Annotated in this window: 19 protein-coding genes; 7 read left to right on the top strand and 12 right to left on the bottom strand. The window is 69.6% G+C overall.

Translation table 11 applies throughout. The features are described 5' to 3' along the window. Positions 1–119: 119 nt before the first annotated feature. The gene (locus CQ393_RS01465) at positions 120–419 is read right to left on the bottom strand and encodes a hypothetical protein (protein WP_153189860.1); all 300 of its coding nucleotides are present in this window, start codon (positions 417–419) and stop codon (positions 120–122) included. Positions 420–530: 111 nt separating this feature from the next. On the opposite strand from CQ393_RS01465, the gene ftsY reads away from it, so the two are divergent. The 3 genes from ftsY to CQ393_RS01450 all read left to right on the top strand — a co-directional run bounded on the left by ftsY (position 531) and on the right by CQ393_RS01450 (position 3,207). Continuing rightward, positions 531–1,736: a signal recognition particle-docking protein FtsY gene (gene ftsY, locus CQ393_RS01460; protein WP_153189859.1), complete on the top strand. Its 1,206-nt coding sequence runs from the start codon at positions 531–533 to the stop codon at positions 1,734–1,736. A gap of 106 nt (positions 1,737–1,842) precedes the next feature. Further along, the gene (gene mutY, locus CQ393_RS01455) at positions 1,843–2,901 is read left to right on the top strand and encodes an A/G-specific adenine glycosylase (protein WP_153189858.1); all 1,059 of its coding nucleotides are present in this window, start codon (positions 1,843–1,845) and stop codon (positions 2,899–2,901) included. A 30-nt stretch (positions 2,902–2,931) separates the two neighbouring features. After that, positions 2,932–3,207, top strand: a complete 276-nt coding sequence (locus CQ393_RS01450) for an oxidative damage protection protein (RefSeq protein WP_153189857.1) — start codon at positions 2,932–2,934, stop codon at positions 3,205–3,207. Positions 3,208–3,258: 51 nt separating this feature from the next. Here the strand turns inward: CQ393_RS01450 and CQ393_RS01445 are convergent, their stop codons facing one another. From CQ393_RS01445 to CQ393_RS01400, 10 genes are all read right to left on the bottom strand, one after another. Next, a complete protein-coding gene (locus CQ393_RS01445; protein ID WP_343199450.1) occupies positions 3,259–3,717 on the bottom strand; it encodes a DUF6491 family protein in 459 nt (152 codons plus the stop codon). A 134-nt stretch (positions 3,718–3,851) separates the two neighbouring features. Further along, entirely contained in the window at positions 3,852–4,562 is a 711-nt protein-coding gene (lolD, locus tag CQ393_RS01440) for a lipoprotein-releasing ABC transporter ATP-binding protein LolD (RefSeq protein ID WP_153189856.1), read from the bottom strand. Then, positions 4,555–5,796 (bottom strand): lipoprotein-releasing ABC transporter permease subunit, encoded by a 1,242-nt coding sequence (locus tag CQ393_RS01435; protein ID WP_153189855.1) that lies wholly within the window; start codon positions 5,794–5,796, stop codon positions 4,555–4,557. Before CQ393_RS01435 ends, lolD begins: the two co-directional genes overlap by 8 nt. 44 nt (positions 5,797–5,840) lie before the next feature. Next, complete coding sequence (locus tag CQ393_RS01430) at positions 5,841–6,269, bottom strand: hypothetical protein (RefSeq protein WP_153189854.1); 429 nt, start codon at positions 6,267–6,269, stop codon at positions 5,841–5,843. Next, positions 6,220–6,474 carry a succinate dehydrogenase assembly factor 2 gene (locus tag CQ393_RS01425; protein ID WP_153189853.1) on the bottom strand — a complete coding sequence of 85 codons (255 nt, stop codon included), beginning with the start codon at positions 6,472–6,474 and terminating at the stop codon, positions 6,220–6,222. The genes CQ393_RS01430 and CQ393_RS01425 overlap by 50 nt, the downstream gene beginning before the upstream one ends. 303 nt (positions 6,475–6,777) lie before the next feature. Further along, on the bottom strand, positions 6,778–7,563 hold the full coding sequence (locus tag CQ393_RS01420; RefSeq protein ID WP_153189852.1) for a succinate dehydrogenase iron-sulfur subunit: 786 nt from the start codon (positions 7,561–7,563) through the stop codon (positions 6,778–6,780). A gap of 18 nt (positions 7,564–7,581) precedes the next feature. Next, positions 7,582–9,372: a succinate dehydrogenase flavoprotein subunit gene (gene sdhA / locus CQ393_RS01415; protein ID WP_153189851.1), complete on the bottom strand. Its 1,791-nt coding sequence runs from the start codon at positions 9,370–9,372 to the stop codon at positions 7,582–7,584. Positions 9,373–9,375: 3 nt separating this feature from the next. Continuing rightward, entirely contained in the window at positions 9,376–9,759 is a 384-nt protein-coding gene (gene sdhD, locus CQ393_RS01410) for a succinate dehydrogenase, hydrophobic membrane anchor protein (protein ID WP_153189850.1), read from the bottom strand. Further along, positions 9,756–10,151, bottom strand: coding sequence for a succinate dehydrogenase, cytochrome b556 subunit (sdhC, locus tag CQ393_RS01405; RefSeq protein WP_153189849.1), 396 nt, complete (start codon positions 10,149–10,151; stop codon positions 9,756–9,758). Before sdhC ends, sdhD begins: the two co-directional genes overlap by 4 nt. A 53-nt stretch (positions 10,152–10,204) precedes the next feature. Then, positions 10,205–10,378 (bottom strand): DUF1674 domain-containing protein, encoded by a 174-nt coding sequence (locus tag CQ393_RS01400; RefSeq protein WP_153189848.1) that lies wholly within the window; start codon positions 10,376–10,378, stop codon positions 10,205–10,207. 39 nt (positions 10,379–10,417) lie between these two features. On the opposite strand from CQ393_RS01400, the gene CQ393_RS01395 reads away from it, so the two are divergent. Beyond that, on the top strand, positions 10,418–11,278 hold the full coding sequence (locus CQ393_RS01395; RefSeq protein ID WP_343199449.1) for a folate-binding protein: 861 nt from the start codon (positions 10,418–10,420) through the stop codon (positions 11,276–11,278). Between the two features lie 63 nt (positions 11,279–11,341). On the opposite strand, the gene ugpC is transcribed toward CQ393_RS01395, so the two are convergent. Further along, positions 11,342–12,436 (bottom strand): sn-glycerol-3-phosphate ABC transporter ATP-binding protein UgpC, encoded by a 1,095-nt coding sequence (ugpC, locus tag CQ393_RS01390; protein WP_153189846.1) that lies wholly within the window; start codon positions 12,434–12,436, stop codon positions 11,342–11,344. 340 nt (positions 12,437–12,776) lie between these two features. Between ugpC and zwf the strand changes: the two genes are divergently transcribed. Genes zwf through CQ393_RS01375 form a run of 3 tightly spaced genes read left to right on the top strand, consistent with a single transcriptional unit; the run spans position 12,777 to position 15,933 of the window. Beyond that, complete coding sequence (zwf, locus tag CQ393_RS01385) at positions 12,777–14,216, top strand: glucose-6-phosphate dehydrogenase (RefSeq protein ID WP_153189845.1); 1,440 nt, start codon at positions 12,777–12,779, stop codon at positions 14,214–14,216. After that, a complete protein-coding gene (glk, locus tag CQ393_RS01380; protein ID WP_343199448.1) occupies positions 14,213–15,220 on the top strand; it encodes a glucokinase in 1,008 nt (335 codons plus the stop codon). The genes zwf and glk overlap by 4 nt, the downstream gene beginning before the upstream one ends. Next, complete coding sequence (locus CQ393_RS01375; protein WP_153189843.1) at positions 15,217–15,933, top strand: 6-phosphogluconolactonase; 717 nt, start codon at positions 15,217–15,219, stop codon at positions 15,931–15,933. Before glk ends, CQ393_RS01375 begins: the two co-directional genes overlap by 4 nt. The last annotated feature ends 96 nt before the right edge of the window (positions 15,934–16,029 follow it).

The raw sequence follows: 16,029 nt of genomic DNA, 5'->3' as shown, positions 1-16,029 counted from the left end.
GCGATGGGGGTTCATGCGAATGCCCCTCGCGGCTGAAGCCGCTCCTACGTGATTGCACGTCTGCTACGGGCGGCCGAAGGCTTGCCCGGGCTGGGTTCCGCCGCGCCGGTGGCGACCGGTCACGCGAACGCGTCGAACAGCGTCCCCAGCATCTCGTTGTTGCGCCGGATCACCACGGCATTGGCGGCGAAGGCCACTTCATAGGTCCTGGCCGACAGCAGGTCGGCGACCATGTCCGGAGCCCCCTCGCCGGCCGTCACCTGCGCGCCGGCGCCGCCACCGGAAATGGTGTGCACCGCCAGCACCTGCCGTGGCACCACCGGCTGTACCGGCTGCACGGCGATGTTCTGCGCGGCCACGCGCACGCCCATCACGGCCACGCGCATGCCGGAGGCGGCAATGGAGGGAATCGCGTTCATGCCATGGCATCGGCCCGGAATGCGCCGACTTTAGCTGTTTCACGGCCCCTGCGGACCGGCCGGCGCCAGCGCCGGTGGTAGCATGGGCCCCTGCCCCGGTTTTTCTCATCCATGCTCAGTTTTTTCCGTCGCAAGAAGCCCCAGGACACCCCAGCGGTCGGCAAGCCCCCGCAGTTCAGCGCCGAGGAGCTGACCTCCGCCGTTCCCCTGCCCCCTGAGCCGGAGGCGCCGACGCACCCGGTCGTGGAAACCGCCCCTGCCGACGAAGCCGCGATCCCCGCGCAGGCCCAGGTGGCCGCCGGGCTTCCCATCGCCGCTGCGGAGCAGGTGGAAACGCCGGCCGTGGCGGAAAACGATACCGGCCTGATCCCCGCCAATGCCGCGCCGGCGGCGCCGGCCGGCAAGTCCGGCTGGCGCGACCGCCTGCGCAACAGCACCTTCGCCCGCAGCTTCGGCGGCCTGTTCTCGCGCAACCCGCGGCTGGACGACGACCTGCTCGACGAGATCGAGACCGCGCTGCTGACCGCCGATGTCGGCGTGCCGGCCACCACCGCGCTGGTCGAGGACCTGCGCAAGCGCATGAAGTCGCGTGAATTCGCCGACGCCAACGCCCTGCTCGCCGCGTTGCGCGCCGACCTGGTCGCCCTGCTGCAGCCGGTGGCCAAGCCGCTGGTCATCGATGGCAATGCCAGGCCGTTCGTGATCCTCACCGTCGGCGTCAACGGCGTCGGCAAGACCACCACCATCGGCAAGCTGGCCAAGCGCTTCAAGGACCAGGGCCACAGCCTGATGCTGGCCGCCGGCGACACCTTCCGCGCCGCCGCCGTGGCGCAGCTGCAGGTCTGGGGCGAGCGCAATGGCGTGGCGGTGATCGCCCAGGGCCAGAACGCCGATGCCGCCTCGGTGGCGTTCGACGCGCTGCAGGCCGGCAAGGCGCGCGGCACCGGTGTGCTGATCGCCGACACCGCCGGCCGCCTGCACACCCAGGCCGGGCTGATGAACGAGCTGAGCAAGATCCGCCGCGTGCTCGGCAAGATCGACGACACCGCGCCGCACGAGGTGCTGATGGTGATCGACGGCACCACCGGCCAGAACGCGCTGAACCAGCTGCGCCAGTTCCATGCCGCCGCCGGCGTCACCGGCCTGGTGGTGACCAAGCTCGACGGCACCGCCAAGGGTGGCGTGGTGTTCGCGCTGGCGCGCGAGTTCGGCATCCCGATCCGCTTCGCCGGCATCGGCGAGCGCCCGGAGGACCTGCGCGTGTTCGACCCGGAAGCCTTCGTCGACGCGCTGCTGCCCGAAGCGCTGGGCGCCTGAACACAGCTCGCTCCGGTAGGAGCGGCTTCAGCCGCGATGGAGCTTTCCCGGCAAAGCCCCATCGCGGCTGAAGCCGCTCCTACGTCGCTACCGCCCGATGCCCGCCATGCGCCAGCCTCCCGACACCTTCGCCACCGGCCTGCTCGACTGGTTCGCCCACCACGGCCGCCACGACCTGCCGTGGCAGCATCCGCGCACGCCGTACCGGGTGTGGCTGTCGGAGATCATGCTGCAGCAGACCCAGGTCGCCACGGTCATCCCGTACTTCCAGCGCTTCGTACAGTCGTTCCCGACCCTGCCCGCCCTGGCGGCGGCCGACAACGACACGCTGATGGCGCACTGGGCCGGACTGGGCTACTACGCCCGCGCGCGCAACCTGCATGCCGCGGCCGTGCGCTGCGTCGAACTGCATGGCGGCGACCTGCCGCGCGATCCCGACGCGCTGCTGGCGCTGCCGGGCATCGGCCGCAGCACCGCGGGCGCCATCCTCAGCCAGGCCTGGAACGATCCGTTCCCGATCCTCGACGGCAACGTCAAGCGCGTGCTGACCCGCTACCACGGCATCGCCGGCTATCCGGGTCTGCCCGCTGTCGAGAAGCAGCTGTGGGCGCTGGCCGCGCGGCATGTGGCCGATGTGCCGCAGGGGCGCATGGCCGACTGGACGCAGGCGCAGATGGATTTCGGCGCCACCCTGTGCACCCGCGCCAACCCGGCCTGCATCCTGTGCCCGCTGCAGGACACCTGCGCGGCGCAGGCGCAGGGACTGGTCGATTCACTGCCCACGCCCAAGCCGAGCAAGGTACTGCCCGAGCGCGAAGCCAGCGCCCTGCTGCTCGAGGACGGCCAGGGGCGCATCCTGCTGCGCAAGCGGCCGCCCACCGGCATCTGGGCCTCGCTGTGGACGCTTCCGCAGGCCGATACCGATGCCGAACTGCGCCAGTGGTTCGACGGCAACATCGAAGGCGACTACGACGCCGCCGCGGAGCTGCCGCTGGTGGTGCACACCTTCAGCCACTACCGCCTGCACCTGCAGCCGCTGCACCTGCGCAAGGTCGCCCTGCGCCCGCGGGTGGGCGACAATGACGACCTGCGCTGGGTCGCCCGCGCCGAGCTGGCCTCGCTGGGCCTGCCGGCGCCGATCCGCAAGCTGCTCGACCGCCACTGAGGCGGCCCGCTCCATCGACAGGAACACCGCATGTCCCGCTCCGTCTTCTGCCAGTACGAACAACGCCAAACCGAAGGCCTGGACTTCGTGCCCTATCCCGGCGAACTGGGCCAGCGCATCTTCGCCAACGTCGGCAAGCAGGCCTGGGCGGCATGGCTGGCGCACCAGACCATGCTGATCAACGAGAACAGGCTCTCGCCGCGCGATCCGAAGCATCGCGCGTTCCTGGAGGAAGAACTGGTCAAGTTCCTGTTCGGCGGCGGCGCGGAAAAGCCGACCGGCTACGTCGCGCCCGAAACTCACTGAAAAACGAAGGAGGGAGCCTGATCCAGCTCCCTCCCCTTGGCCGTGACGCGGTCAGTTGCCGCCCTGGTCCTCGGCGCGCGCCTCGATCTTGGCCTCGCGCAGTTCCTTTTCCGACGCGCGCAGCGCCTTCACGTCCAGCGGCTGGATGGTATCGATCCGGCACGGGATCGGCGCCATGCCCGGGCTGCCGCCGCGCACGATCACCCGGTCGAACTTGGCCGATACCCGGCCCATCATGTTGGTCACGCCGATTGCCGGCGCATAGGAAAGATCCATGCACGGGCCGCTCAGGCTCAGCAGCCAGGCTTCGCTGGGCCGGGTCCAGACCGCCAGCGCGCTGTCGCCGAGTTCGGTCCAGCCGTTGAGGGAACCGAAGTACTGGAAGTCCTTGACCGGCGCGCCGGCATGGGCGCGGTACAGCTCCAGCCGCTCGCTGCTGGAAAGTTTGCCGGTGGTGGCGCAGCCGGCCAGGGCTGCCGCGGCCAACAGAGCGATTGCCAGACGTTTCACGACGCACCTCCTGTTCGGGAATACGGCGTCATCTTGCACCGCGGCCGGGGCGGCGCAAGCGCTGCCCCCATCCCCGTTCAGCCGGCGTGCCGGATCGGATGCGCCCGCGCGCCGGACCGGGCGCGGGCGCGCGCTCAGACCTCGGCGCGGGCCAGGGGATGCAGCCGCGCCTGGCGCAGTTCCAGCACCCGGTCCAGCCTGCGGGCCAGGCTGCGGTCGTGGGTGACCAGTACCAGGCTGGTGCGATGTGCGCGGTTCAATTCCAGCATCAGCTCGAACACCGTCGCGGCGGTCTTGTCGTCCAGGTTGCCGGTGGGCTCGTCGCCGAGCACGCAGCCCGGCTGGTTGACCAGGGCCCGCGCCACCGCCGCGCGCTGGCGCTCGCCGCCGGACAGTTCGCCCGGCTTGTGCTCCAGGCGGTGGCCCAGCCCCACCGACTCCAGCAGCGCCCGCGCGCGCTGCTCGGCGCCGGCCACGCTGGCGCCGCCGAGCATCACCGGCATCATCACGTTCTCCAGCGCGGTGAACTCCGGCAGCAGGTGGTGGAACTGGTAGACGAAACCCAGCGAGGTGTTGCGCAGGCGCCCGCGCTGCGCATCGGACAGCGCCGACATGCGCTGGCCGGCCACGTAGACCTCGCCGGCGGTGGGGACGTCCAACCCGCCGAGCAGGTGCAGCAGCGTGCTCTTGCCGGCGCCGGAAGCGCCGACGATGGCGACCGTCTCGCCCGGCGCCACGTCCAGCTCCAGCCCGTCGAACACCGGCGTGCGCATGCGCCCTTCGGCGTAGGTCTTGGCCAGTCCTTCGGCGCGGATCACCGATTCCATGTTCGTGTTCTCATTCATAGCGCAGCGCCTCCGCCGGCTGGGTGCGCGCCGCGCGCCAGGCCGGGTACAGCGTTGCCAGGAAACTCATCAGCAGCGCCACCGCGGTGATCGTCACGATGTCGCCGGTCTGCATGTCGGTCGGCAGGCCGGTGATGTAGTACACGTCCTCCGGCAGCAGCTTGATGTCGAAGGCCGATTCGATCAGGCCGAGGATGCGCTCGAGGTTGAGCGTCAGGCTGATGCCGCCGATCACGCCGGCCACCGTGCCCATCAGCCCGATCAGGCTGCCCTGCACCATGAACACCTGCATCACCCCGCCCGGGGTCAGCCCCAGCGTGCGCAGGATGGCGATGTCGGCCTGCTTGTCGGTCACCAGCATCACCTGCGAGGACACCAGGTTGAATGCGCCCATGGCCACGATCAGCGACAGCAGGATGCCCATCACCGTCTTTTCCATGCGCAGGGAGTGGTAGAGGTTGGCGTTCTGCTGGGTCCAGTCGCTGACCCGGTAGTAGCCTTCCAGGTTCAGGGCCAGGTCGCGCGCCACGGTATAGGCCTGGTCCATGTCGTGCAGCCTCAGGCGCACGCCGGTCACCCCGTCCACGCGCAGCACGCGTTCCAGGTCGTCCATGTTGACGAAGGCCACGCCGCGGTCGATCTCGTTGGAACCGGCCTCGAAGATGCCGCTGACCTTGAAGCGCTTGGTGCGCGCCATCGCGCCGACCGGGGTGCCCTGGATCTCGGCCAGCGTCGCCACCACGCTGTCGCCGACGTCCACGCCCAGCCACAGCGCCAGTTCCTTGCCGAGCAGGATGTTGAACCCGCCCGGCTGCAGGCTGTCCAGCGAGCCCTTCTGCATCTTCTCGCCCAGCACCGACACCTTCGGCTCCAGCGTCGGATCGACGCCCTGCACGATCGCGCCCTGCACGCGCGGGCCGGCGAGCATGCCCTGGATCTCGATGTAGGGCGCAGCGCCGGCCACGCGTGGGTCGCGCATCGCCACGTCCACCGCGTGCTGCCAGTTCGTCATCGGTGCCCCATCGGCGCTGACGGTCGCGTGGGCCGACATCTGCAGCAGGCGGTCGCGGATTTCCTTCTGGAAACCGCTCATCACCGCAAGCGTGGTGATCAGCACCGTCACCCCGAGCGCGATGCCGAGGATGGAGGCCATGGAGATGAAGGAGATGAAGCCGTTGCGGCGCTTGGCCCGCAGGTAACGCAATCCGATTGCGACGGGTAAGGGTCTGAACATGCGCGTATGCCGGTGGAGTGGCGCCATGTTGCCATCCCCGCCCGCTAACGGGAAACGGCGCCGGCGCGCACGGCCAGACGCAGTTCACGTCGCTGCGCGCGCGGCAGCGTGTCCGGCCAGAACAGCAGCTGCCCGCGCCGTCGCCCCTCGCGCCAGCGCAGCACCAGCAGCGGGCCGCGTTCCAGCAGTTCCAGCGCATCGACCGCGATGCCGTCCACGGCGGGGGGAGCCGGCGCGGGCGGGATCAGCAGTTGCCGCCGCGGCCGGTGCAGTTCCCGCCATGCCGCCGCGATTCCCCAGCAGGGCGCCAGCAGCGCGGCCGGCCGGGCGAGGCGCGCTTCCAGTTCGCAGTTCAGCAGCGCAGCAGCGGCCAGCAGCCCGAGCAGCAGCAAGGCGCCGGCCTGCCAGCGCGAGGGCCGCCACTCACAGCGGAAGGGCGCGGATGTACTCCAGCAGGGTTGCCTGCTGCGCATCGGGACAGGCCTCGTAGCCCATGGACCAGCGCCACAGTTTGTCGTCCTCGGTTTCCAGCAGCTGCAGGAAAACCGCGCGTTCGGCCGTCGGCGCCTGCCCCCAGCGCTGGTCGAGATAGCGCCCGAACAGCTGGTCCAGTTCGCGCATGCCGCGCCGGCAGCGCCAGCGCAGCTTCTTCAGTTCGATGTCGTCTTCGGTGTGCATGGCGGTGGCCTGCTAAGGCCCCTCTCCCGATGGGGCGAGAAGGCATTGCTTGCGCGCCACTGGCGCACGCGTGTCTTGGAGCGCCCGCACCTCCGGCATGAGCCGGGGCGCGAAGCGGGGGTTGGGGAGAGAGGGTCGGGGGAGATGCCTTCGCGGTGTCTGGCTTCAGGAGGCTCTGCCCTGCCCTCACCGGCCCCCTTCGGGGCACCTTCATCCGGTACATTCCTGTACCCCACCCTTCGGGCGGCTTGGCCGTGCAAAACGGCATTCCTGCCGTTTTGCCTCCCGGAGGGAGAAGGGCGATCAGGCGCGGCGCGCCATCATCAGCTTCTTGATCTCGGCGATCGCCAGCGCCGGGTTCAGCCCCTTCGGGCAGGTCCGGGCGCAGTTCATGATGGTGTGGCAGCGGTACAGCTTGAACGGATCTTCCAGATCGTCCAGGCGCGCACCGGTGTCCTCGTCGCGCGAGTCGATGATCCAGCGGTAGGCCTGCAGCAGGATCGCCGGCCCCAGGTAACGCTCGCCGTTCCACCAGTAGCTCGGGCAGCTGGTCGAGCAGCAAGCGCACAGGATGCACTCGTACAGGCCGTCGAGCTTCTTGCGGTCATCCGGCGACTGCAGGCGCTCGCGGTCCGGCGGCGCCGGGGTCTGGGTGCGGATCCACGGCTTGATCGAGGCGTACTGCGCGTAGAAGTGGGTCAGGTCCGGCACCAGGTCCTTGACCACGTCCATGTGCGGCAGCGGGTAGATCGGCACCTCGGCCTTGCCGCAGTCGGCGATGGCGCGGGTGCAGGCCAGCGTGTTGGTGCCGTCGATGTTCATCGCGCACGAACCGCAGATGCCCTCGCGGCACGACCGGCGGAAGGTCAGCGTCGGGTCGATCTCGTTCTTGATCTTGATCAGCGCGTCCAGGACCATCGGGCCGCACGCATCGAGGTCGACCTCGTAGGTGTCGGTGCGCGGGTTCTGGTCGTCGTCCGGGCTCCAGCGGTAGATCTTGAAGGTACGCACGTTCTTGCCGCCGGTCTTGGCGGGGAAGTGCTTGCCCTGGGTGATCCGGGAGTTCTTCGGAAGTGCAAATTCAGCCATGTTCGTAGGTTCCCCGGATCAGTAGACGCGCGGCTTCGGCGGCACGACGGCGACGTCGTCGGTGAGCGTGTACATGTGCACCGGACGGTAGTCGAAGCTGCACTTGCCCTTCTCGTCGACGGTGACCAGCGTGTGCTTCTGCCAGTTGACGTCGTCGCGCTCGGGGTAGTCCTCGTGGGCGTGGGCGCCGCGGCTCTCGTGGCGCTGCTCGGCCGAGTTGATCGTCGCCACCGCGTTGAGCAGCAGGTTGTTCAGCTCGTAGGTCTCGATCAGGTCCGAGTTCCAGACCAGCGAACGGTCGGTGACCTTGACGTCCTGGAACGAGTCGAACACCTCGGCCATCTTCTGGCAGCCCTCGGCCAGCGTCTTGCTGGTGCGGAACACGGCGGCGTCGGCCTGCATCGTGCGCTGCATGCGGTCGCGGATGACCGCCGTCGGGGTGTCGCCGTTGGCGTGGCGCAGCCTGTCCAGCAGGCCCAGCGCCTTGTCGCAGGCATCCGAGGGCAGGGTCTTGTGCGACGCGCCGGGCTTGATGGTCTCGGCGCAGCGGTTGGCCACCGCGCGGCCGAACACCACCAGGTCGAGCAGCGAGTTGGAGCCCAGGCGGTTGCCGCCGTGCACCGACACGCAGGCCGCTTCGCCGATGGCGTACAGGCCCGGCACCACCGCATCGGGGTTGTCGCCGACCTTGCGCACCACTTCGCCGTGGTAGTTGGTCGGGATGCCACCCATGTTGTAGTGCACGGTCGGGATCACCGGGATCGGCTGCTTGGTCACGTCGACGCCGGCGAAGATCCGGGCACTTTCGGCGATGCCCGGCAGCTTGTCCTCGATCACGCCCGGGCCCAGGTGGGTCAGGTCGAGCAGGATGTGGTCCTTGTGCTCGCCGACGCCGCGGCCCTCGCGGATCTCGATGGTCATCGAACGACTGACCACGTCGCGCGAGGCCAGGTCCTTGTAGTGCGGCGCGTAGCGCTCCATGAAGCGCTCGCCGCTGGCATTGCGCAGGATGCCGCCTTCGCCGCGCACGCCCTCGGTGATCAGGCAGCCGGCGCCGTAGATGCCGGTCGGGTGGAACTGCACGAACTCCATGTCCTGCAGCGGCAGGCCGGCACGGGCCACCAGGCCGCCGCCGTCGCCGGTACAGGTGTGCGCCGAGGTGGCGCTGAAGTAGGCGCGACCGTAACCGCCGGTGGCAAGCACCACGCCGTGGGCGCGGAACAGGTGCAGGGTGCCCTCGGCCATGTCCAGCGCGAGCACGCCGCGGCAGACGCCTTCCTCGTCGAAGATCAGGTCGAGCGCGAAATACTCGATCATGAACTGCGCGTTGTGCGCCAGCGACTGCTGGTACAGCGTGTGCAGCATGGCGTGGCCGGTGCGGTCGGCGGCGGCGCAGGTGCGCTGCGCGGACGGGCCTTCGCCGTACTTGGTGGTCATGCCGCCGAACGGGCGCTGATAGATCTTGCCGTCCTCGGTGCGCGAGAACGGGACGCCGTAATGCTCCAGTTCGATCACCGACGGGATGGCCTCGCGGCACATGTACTCGATGGCGTCCTGGTCGCCCAGCCAGTCGCCGCCCTTGACGGTGTCGTAGAAGTGGTAGCGCCAGTCGTCCTCGCCCATGTTGGCCAGCGCGGCGGCGATGCCGCCCTGCGCTGCGACGGTGTGCGAGCGGGTCGGGAAAACCTTGGTGATGCAGACGGTCTGCAGGCCCTTCTGGGCCAGGCCGAAGGTCGCGCGCAGCCCAGCGCCGCCGGCGCCGACGACCACCATGTCGACCTTGTGTTCAGTGATGTTGTAAGCGGACATGTATCAGTTCCCAAGCGCGACGCGGGCGACCGCGAAGATGCTGACGATCGCACCGAGCACGGCGACGAACTTGACCGTGGTCTGCAGGGCCAACGCCATCAGCGAGTTGTGGATGTAGTCCTCGAGCACGACCTGCAGGCCGAGCTGCGCGTGCCAGAACATGGCGACCAGGAAGCCGACCAGCGCGATCGCATTCCACGGCTTGGCCACGGCGGTGACGGCGGTGACGTAGTCGGCGCCGATCAGGCTCAACACGAAGCACAGGAACCACAGCGTCAGCGCGACCAGCGCGGTGGCGGTCAGGCGCTGGTGGATGAAGTGCACGGTGCCGGACTTGGCGCTGCCCAGGCCGCGCGCGTTCTTCAACGGGGTGCGGAAGTTGCTCATGCGGCGCCTCCGAAGCAGCAGACATAGGCCCAGACCAGCGCGGTGATGACCAGCGAGCCGATTACCGACAGCCAGCTGCTGCGGATGAAGGCCGGCTTGCTGTAGCCGATGGCGAAGTCCTGGATGATGTGGCGGATGCCGTTGCACAGGTGGTAGGCGAAGCACCAGGTCCAGCCGAACAGGATCACCTTGCCGTACCACGCGCCGGCGTGGGTGGTGAAGCAGTTCCAGGACTCGGGGCCCATCATCAGGGCGAGCAGGCCGCCGGCAATGATCAGGGCTCCGACGGACAGAACGATGCCGGTGGCTCGATGCAGGATCGAGGTGGCCATCTGGATCTGCCAGCGATACACCTGCAGGTGCGGAGAAAGGGGGCGGGGTCTGTTCGCCATTCGCTGACTCGTTATCTCGGCTGGGCGGCGGTTGCCGCGTTGGCTGACGCTGCTCAGAAATCGATGCAGCGACCGTTTTTCTCCCAATCGCCGTAACGCACCGGATCGAGTCCGCCGCGTCCGCCGATTTCCTGCGGTACCGATCCGGCCTCGGGAAGCGGCTGCTTCTCCGGTTCCGGCAGGGCTTCGGTTCCGTCCTCGGGAGTGGGGGTTGTTTGGCCTATCATGTTCGGTCTCGCAACGCACAAATTTTAGTCCCCGTTCACGTGTCTGACAACCTCGCCCCTCTTTTCAGCGGTTTGCGCACACTGCGCCGGCCGCAGGTGCTGGGTCTTTCCGGCCCGGACGCGGTCGCCTTCGCCCAGGCCCAGTTCGCCAACGACGTGGCGTCGCTGGCCGACGGCCACTGGCAGTGGAACGCCTGGCTGAGCGCCAAGGGACGCGTGCTGGCGGTCTTCCAGCTGCTGCGCCTGGACGCGGAGCACCTGCTGCTGGTGTGCCATGACGGCGGCGTCGAGGCGATGGCCGAACAGCTGCGGCGCTTCGTGTTCCGCCGCAAGGTCGCCATCGCGCCGGCCGGGACCGGCAGCGTCGAGGCCGGTTTCCATGCCCCCGCCCTCGCCCGCGGCGCGGCGCTGGCCCGCCTGGAGGACGGGGCGATCGAACTGGACGTCGGCAGCGCCGCGCATCCGCGCACGCTGCGCCTGGTCGAGGCCGGCAACGCGCCTCACCAGGAAGCGGCGGAACTGGCCTGGCGCCAGTCCGACCTGCGCTTCGGCCTGCCGCGGCTGGAGGCGTCGCAGCGCGAGCAATGGACGCCGCAGCAACTGGGGCTGGATCGCCTGTCGGCCTACAGCGTGAAGAAAGGCTGCTACCCGGGCCAGGAAATCGTGGCGCGCACCCATTTCCTGGGCAAGGCCAAGCGTTCGCTGGTGCTGCTGCACACCGACGCCGCCAGCACGGCCGGCGACGCGGTGACGCAGGCGGGTACCGGTATCGGCACCGTCGCCAGCAGCGCCGGCGCGCTGGCCCTGGCCGTGCTGCCGCTGGACCTGCCCGCTGGCGGACTGGAAGTGGGTGGCAGATCGGCCGGGCGCCTGGATCTGCTCGACGGCCTGGCGCGCTGAGGCCGAGGCTGTCCGCTGGCGGCGGTCGCCCGCCGGACGTTCCGGTGACGCCTGACGCTTCCGCTAGGCCTCTGGCTCCAGGCGCAGGCCGCTGGCCGCATCGAAGAAATGCAGCGCCTCGGATGTGACGGCCACCGCGATCCTCTCGCCCACCGCCGGCAGCGCCTGCGGCGGCACCCGCATCACCAGCGGCCGCGCGCCGTGGCGCAGGTTCACGAACATCTCGTTGCCCACCGGCTCGATGCCGTCGATGACCGCGTCGAACGCGGCGCCGCCGGCGGCCGGCTGCAGATGTTCCGGGCGCACGCCCACCACCACCTCGCGTCCCGTCCATTCCGGCGCGACGGGCGCCTGGCCCAGCGGCACCCGCCCTCCCCCGTCGATGGCCAGTTCGAAACCGCCGTCGGCCAGCGCCTGCAACCGCCCCTTGAGCGTGTTCATGGCCGGGCTGCCGAGGAAACCGGCGACGAACAGGTTGGCCGGCCGCTCGTACAGCGCCATCGGCGTGTCGATCTGCTGGATCACGCCGTCGTTGAGCACCACGATGCGCTGGCCCAGCGTCATCGCCTCCACCTGGTCGTGGGTGACGTAGATCATCGTGGTGCCGAGCTTGCGGTGCAGCTGCGCGATCTCGGTGCGCACCGAATGGCGCAGCTTGGCGTCGAGGTTGGACAGCGGTTCGTCCAGCAGGAACACCGCCGGCTCGCGCACCAGCGCCCGGCCCAGCGCCACGCGCTGGCGCTGGCCGCCGGACATCGCCCGCGGCAGCTTGTCGAGCATGCCGGCCAGTCCCAGCATGTCGGCCGCGGCCTGCACGCGGCGGCCGATCTCGGCCCTGTCGTGCCCGCGCAGCTTCAGCCCGAAGGCCAGGTTCTCGGCCACGGTCATGTGCGGGTACAGCGCGTAGTTCTGGAACACCATGGCGATGTCGCGGTCCTTCGGCGCGACGTCGTTGACCACACGCCCGCCGATGGACAGCGTGCCGGCGCTGATCTCCTCCAGCCCGGCCACCATGCGCAGCAGGGTGGACTTGCCGCAGCCCGATGGCCCCACCAGCACCATCAGTTCGCCATCGGCGATCCCGAAACTGGCCCCGTGCACGGCGACCTGGCCGTTGTCGTAGACCTTGCGCACCCCGTCGAACCGCACGTCCGCCATCGCCTGCCTCACTCAACGACCGCACGAATGGCGACCGGCGACGCGGAAGGCGGCAGCCATCGCGCCGGGACGGTCGCTCCCGAATACGAATACAGTGGAAACATTCTGCCACGCAAACGTTTTCCCATGGCACCATCAGCTGTTCGCGGTTTCCGCCACGGAAGCCCGCGCCAGTCCGCTTCCGCGGGTGCGGCACGGCCCCGCCGGCATCGGCCCCGCACCGCTTCTTCCCCGTCGCGCACAGGCGCCGGCGCAGGCCGCGGGACCCTCAATGGAACGACCACCAGAACATAGCGAAGGGCGATTGACAACGATGTCACCTGAACACGAAACTCGAGCCATGCACGACACCCTCCTCCTGTTCGGTGCCACAGGCGACCTGGCCCAGCGCTATCTGTTCCCTTCCCTGTTGCGCCTGCTGGGCGACGGCCTACTCCCGGAGGATTTCCGGGTACGCGCGATGGCGCTGTCGCCGCACGACACCGCGAAATTCCACGACATCCTGCGGCCGCGGCTCGAACAGGCGCTGCCGCAGGCCAGCCTTGACGACATCAACAACCTGCTGCGGCGCATCGACTACCGCTCGGTGGACCTGCGCGACCCCGGCTCGATCGCCGACGCGGTGCGCGAGTTCAACGACCGCCGCTGCGTGAGCTACCTGTCGATCCCGCCGGGCCTGTACATCTCCACCTGCCAGGGCCTGGCCCTGGGCGGCGCGCTGAGCGCCCCGCACCGGCTGATGCTGGAAAAGCCGATCGGCTCGGACAGCGCCAGCGCCGAGGAAATCCTGCGGTCGATCGGCGCGCTGATCGACGAGGACCGCGTGTTCCGCATCGACCACTACCTGGGCAAGGCGGCGGTGCAGAACCTGATGGCGCTGCGCTTCGGCAACACCCTGCTGGAGGCGGTGTGGAACCGCAACTACATCGAATCGGTGCACATCATGGTGGCCGAGAGCGATGGCGTGGACGGCCGCGATTCCTATTACTCGCGTTCCGGCGCGATGCGCGACATGGTGCAGAGCCATATCCTGCAGCTGTTGTGCCTGGTGGCGATGGAGCCGCCGGCCTCGCTGGAGGCCGACCGCATCCGCGACGAGAAGGTAAAGGTGCTGCGCGCGCTGCGTCCGCTCGACGCCCGCCACGCGGCCAAGGACAGCGTGCGCGGCCGCTATACCGCCGGCACCATCAACGGCCAGCCGGCGCAGGCCTACCAGCCGCCGGAAGGCAGCGAGGCGGAGACCTTCGTCGGCGTCACCGCGCACATCGACAACTGGCGCTGGGCCGGCGTGCCGTTCCACCTGGTCACCGGCAAGCGCCTGCCCGAGCGCACCACCCGCATCGAGGTCAACCTCAAGCCGGTCACGCACTGGCTGTTCGAGCGCCCCGACCGCCGCCATGCCCAGCCCAACCGGCTGACCTTCCAGCTGCAGCCGCAGGAGAACATCCAGCTGGGGCTGATGAGCTCGCTGGCCGGCCCGGAATGGGGCGCGCTGGAGCTGCAGCCGCTGGAACTGGAACTGTCGGTACCGACCGGCCTGCACCGCCGCATCGCCTACGAACGCCTGTTCCTGGACGCCTTCAACGGCAACCACGCGCTGTTCGTGCGCGACGACGAAGTGCGCGCGGCCTGGGCCTGGATCGACAGCGTCAGCGACGCGTGGAAGGCCGCCAACCTGCCGATGGAGCCCTACCCGGCCGGTAGCTGGGGCCCGGACCAGGCCCACCTGTTCCTGCCCGCGGCCATCGTCGCCGACACCCGCACGGACAACGCACTGTGAGTGGTCCCGCGGAACACGTGCTGGTCGCCGACATCGGCGGCACCAATGCGCGCTTCGCCCTGGCCGACATCACCGCCGCCGTTCCCCTGGACCAGGGCAGCATCGGCGAGTACCCGGTGGCGCGCTTTCCTTCGCTGGCCGATGCCGCCGCCTGCTACCTGCAGGAACACGGCGCCACGGTGCGCAGCGGCGTGTTCGCCGTGGCCGGGCGCGTGGACGGCGACGAGGCGCGCATCACCAACCATCCGTGGGTGATCTCGCGCTCGCGCACCGCCGCGCAGCTGGGCCTGTCGCGGCTGCACCTGATCAACGACTTCGTCGCCCAGGCCATGTCGGTGGCGCTGCTGCGCACGACCGACGTGGTGCAGATCGGCGGCGCCGCCTGGCAGCCGGCCGCGCCGTCGGTGCCGCGCAACTACTGCGTGATCGGTCCCGGCACCGGGCTGGGCGTGGGCGGCCTGCTGGTCCGCGACGGCCGCCACTATCCGCTGGCGACCGAGGGCGGCCACGCCAGTTTCGCGCCGACCACGCCCGAGCAGATCCGCATCCTGGAGATCCTCACCCAGCAGTTCGGCCGCGTTTCCAACGAACGGCTGATCTGCGGCCCCGGCCTGGTCAACCTGCACCGCACGCTGAGCGAGATCGCCGGCCAGGACCCGGGCCAGCTGCAGCCGGCGCAGGTCAGCGAACGCGCCGGCGCCGGCGACCCGGTGGCGATGCGCGCGATCGAGGTGTTCATGGACATCTTCGGCGCCGTCGCCGGCGACGCCGTGCTGGTGCAGGGCGCCTGGGACGGTGTGTTCCTGACCGGCGGGCTGGTGCCGCGGCTACTCGGGCCGCTGCAGCATTCCGGTTTCCGCAGCCACTTCGAGAACAAGGGCCGCTTCGCCGCGACGCTGTCGCAGGTGCCGTCGCTGGCCATCGTCCACCCCTGTCCCGGCCTGCTCGGCGCGGCCGCCTACGCGCTGGACCTGGAGCAGGCTCCCAACGGAGCATCCGCATGAGCGCCCTGCCCGAACGCATTGCCCTGATCCGCCATTCCGACGAGGAGGCGTGGACCGAGAGCGTGGCCCGCGAAATGGCCAAGGTCCTCGGCCACGAGATTGGCCAGCGCGGCCGCGCGCGCATGCTGCTGTCCGGCGGCACCACGCCGGCGCCGGTGTACGAGATGCTGGCCGAGCAGCCGCTGGAATGGGCGCGTGTGGAAGTGGGCCTGGCCGACGAACGCTGGCTGTCGCCGCAGGACCGCGACAGCAATGCCTGGCTGGTGCGCCACAGCTTCCTCAACCAGGCCGAGGGCGCGCATTTCGATCCGCTGGTGCGCGTGGGCAAGTCGCTGGCCGAATGCGTGCACGACGCCAACCTGCAGGCCGAGCATTCGCAACCGGCCTGCCTGGTGGTGCTGGGTATGGGCAATGACGGCCATACCGCCTCGCTGTTCCCAGGTTCGCGCGACCTGGAGCGCGTCCTGCAGGGCGGCAAGCCCTATGCGGCGCTGGACGCCAGCGGCTGCCCGGTGGCCAAGGACTGGCACCTGCGCATCACCCTGACCCCGCGCGGGCTGGCCTCCATCGGCACCCGCCTGCTGCTGCTGCGCGGCAAGCAGAAGCTCGAAGTGCTCGAAGCCGCGCTCGCCTCCGGCGACGTGCATCGTTATCCGGTACTGGCCGCCATCGACGCGCCCGGCGCGAAACTGCGCGTGCACTGGTGCGCGTGAAAGCCGGGAACGGGGAACCGGGAGGCGGGAATGGGAGATCGCCTGGCCTGCCCGATGCCGGGGCGGTGATCCAGACCAGGCCGCACCCTCCGCTTT

It is taken from the genome of Stenotrophomonas sp. MYb238 (genome assembly GCF_009496535.1).
Lineage (GTDB): Bacteria > Pseudomonadota > Gammaproteobacteria > Xanthomonadales > Xanthomonadaceae > Stenotrophomonas.
The sequence above is the reverse complement of the archived record's forward strand: the minus strand, read 5'-3'. Positions and strand labels throughout refer to the sequence as shown.

Bases quoted from the DNA above. Each gene is read 5' to 3' on its own strand.
- CQ393_RS01465 (WP_153189860.1), bottom strand. From the start codon at position 419: ATGAACGCGATTCCCTCCATTGCCGCCTCCGGCATGCGCGTGGCCGTG.
- ftsY (WP_153189859.1), top strand. From the start codon at position 531: ATGCTCAGTTTTTTCCGTCGCAAGAAGCCCCAGGACACCCCAGCGGTC.
- mutY (WP_153189858.1), top strand. From the start codon at position 1,843: ATGCGCCAGCCTCCCGACACCTTCGCCACCGGCCTGCTCGACTGGTTC.
- CQ393_RS01450 (WP_153189857.1), top strand. From the start codon at position 2,932: ATGTCCCGCTCCGTCTTCTGCCAGTACGAACAACGCCAAACCGAAGGC.
- lolD (WP_153189856.1), bottom strand. From the start codon at position 4,562: ATGAATGAGAACACGAACATGGAATCGGTGATCCGCGCCGAAGGACTG.
- CQ393_RS01435 (WP_153189855.1), bottom strand. From the start codon at position 5,796: ATGTTCAGACCCTTACCCGTCGCAATCGGATTGCGTTACCTGCGGGCC.
- CQ393_RS01430 (WP_153189854.1), bottom strand. From the start codon at position 6,269: ATGCGCAGCAGGCAACCCTGCTGGAGTACATCCGCGCCCTTCCGCTGT.
- CQ393_RS01425 (WP_153189853.1), bottom strand. From the start codon at position 6,474: ATGCACACCGAAGACGACATCGAACTGAAGAAGCTGCGCTGGCGCTGC.
- CQ393_RS01420 (WP_153189852.1), bottom strand. From the start codon at position 7,563: ATGGCTGAATTTGCACTTCCGAAGAACTCCCGGATCACCCAGGGCAAG.
- sdhA (WP_153189851.1), bottom strand. From the start codon at position 9,372: ATGTCCGCTTACAACATCACTGAACACAAGGTCGACATGGTGGTCGTC.
- sdhD (WP_153189850.1), bottom strand. From the start codon at position 9,759: ATGAGCAACTTCCGCACCCCGTTGAAGAACGCGCGCGGCCTGGGCAGC.
- sdhC (WP_153189849.1), bottom strand. From the start codon at position 10,151: ATGGCGAACAGACCCCGCCCCCTTTCTCCGCACCTGCAGGTGTATCGC.
- CQ393_RS01400 (WP_153189848.1), bottom strand. From the start codon at position 10,378: ATGATAGGCCAAACAACCCCCACTCCCGAGGACGGAACCGAAGCCCTG.
- ugpC (WP_153189846.1), bottom strand. From the start codon at position 12,436: ATGGCGGACGTGCGGTTCGACGGGGTGCGCAAGGTCTACGACAACGGC.
- zwf (WP_153189845.1), top strand. From the start codon at position 12,777: ATGCACGACACCCTCCTCCTGTTCGGTGCCACAGGCGACCTGGCCCAG.
- CQ393_RS01375 (WP_153189843.1), top strand. From the start codon at position 15,217: ATGAGCGCCCTGCCCGAACGCATTGCCCTGATCCGCCATTCCGACGAG.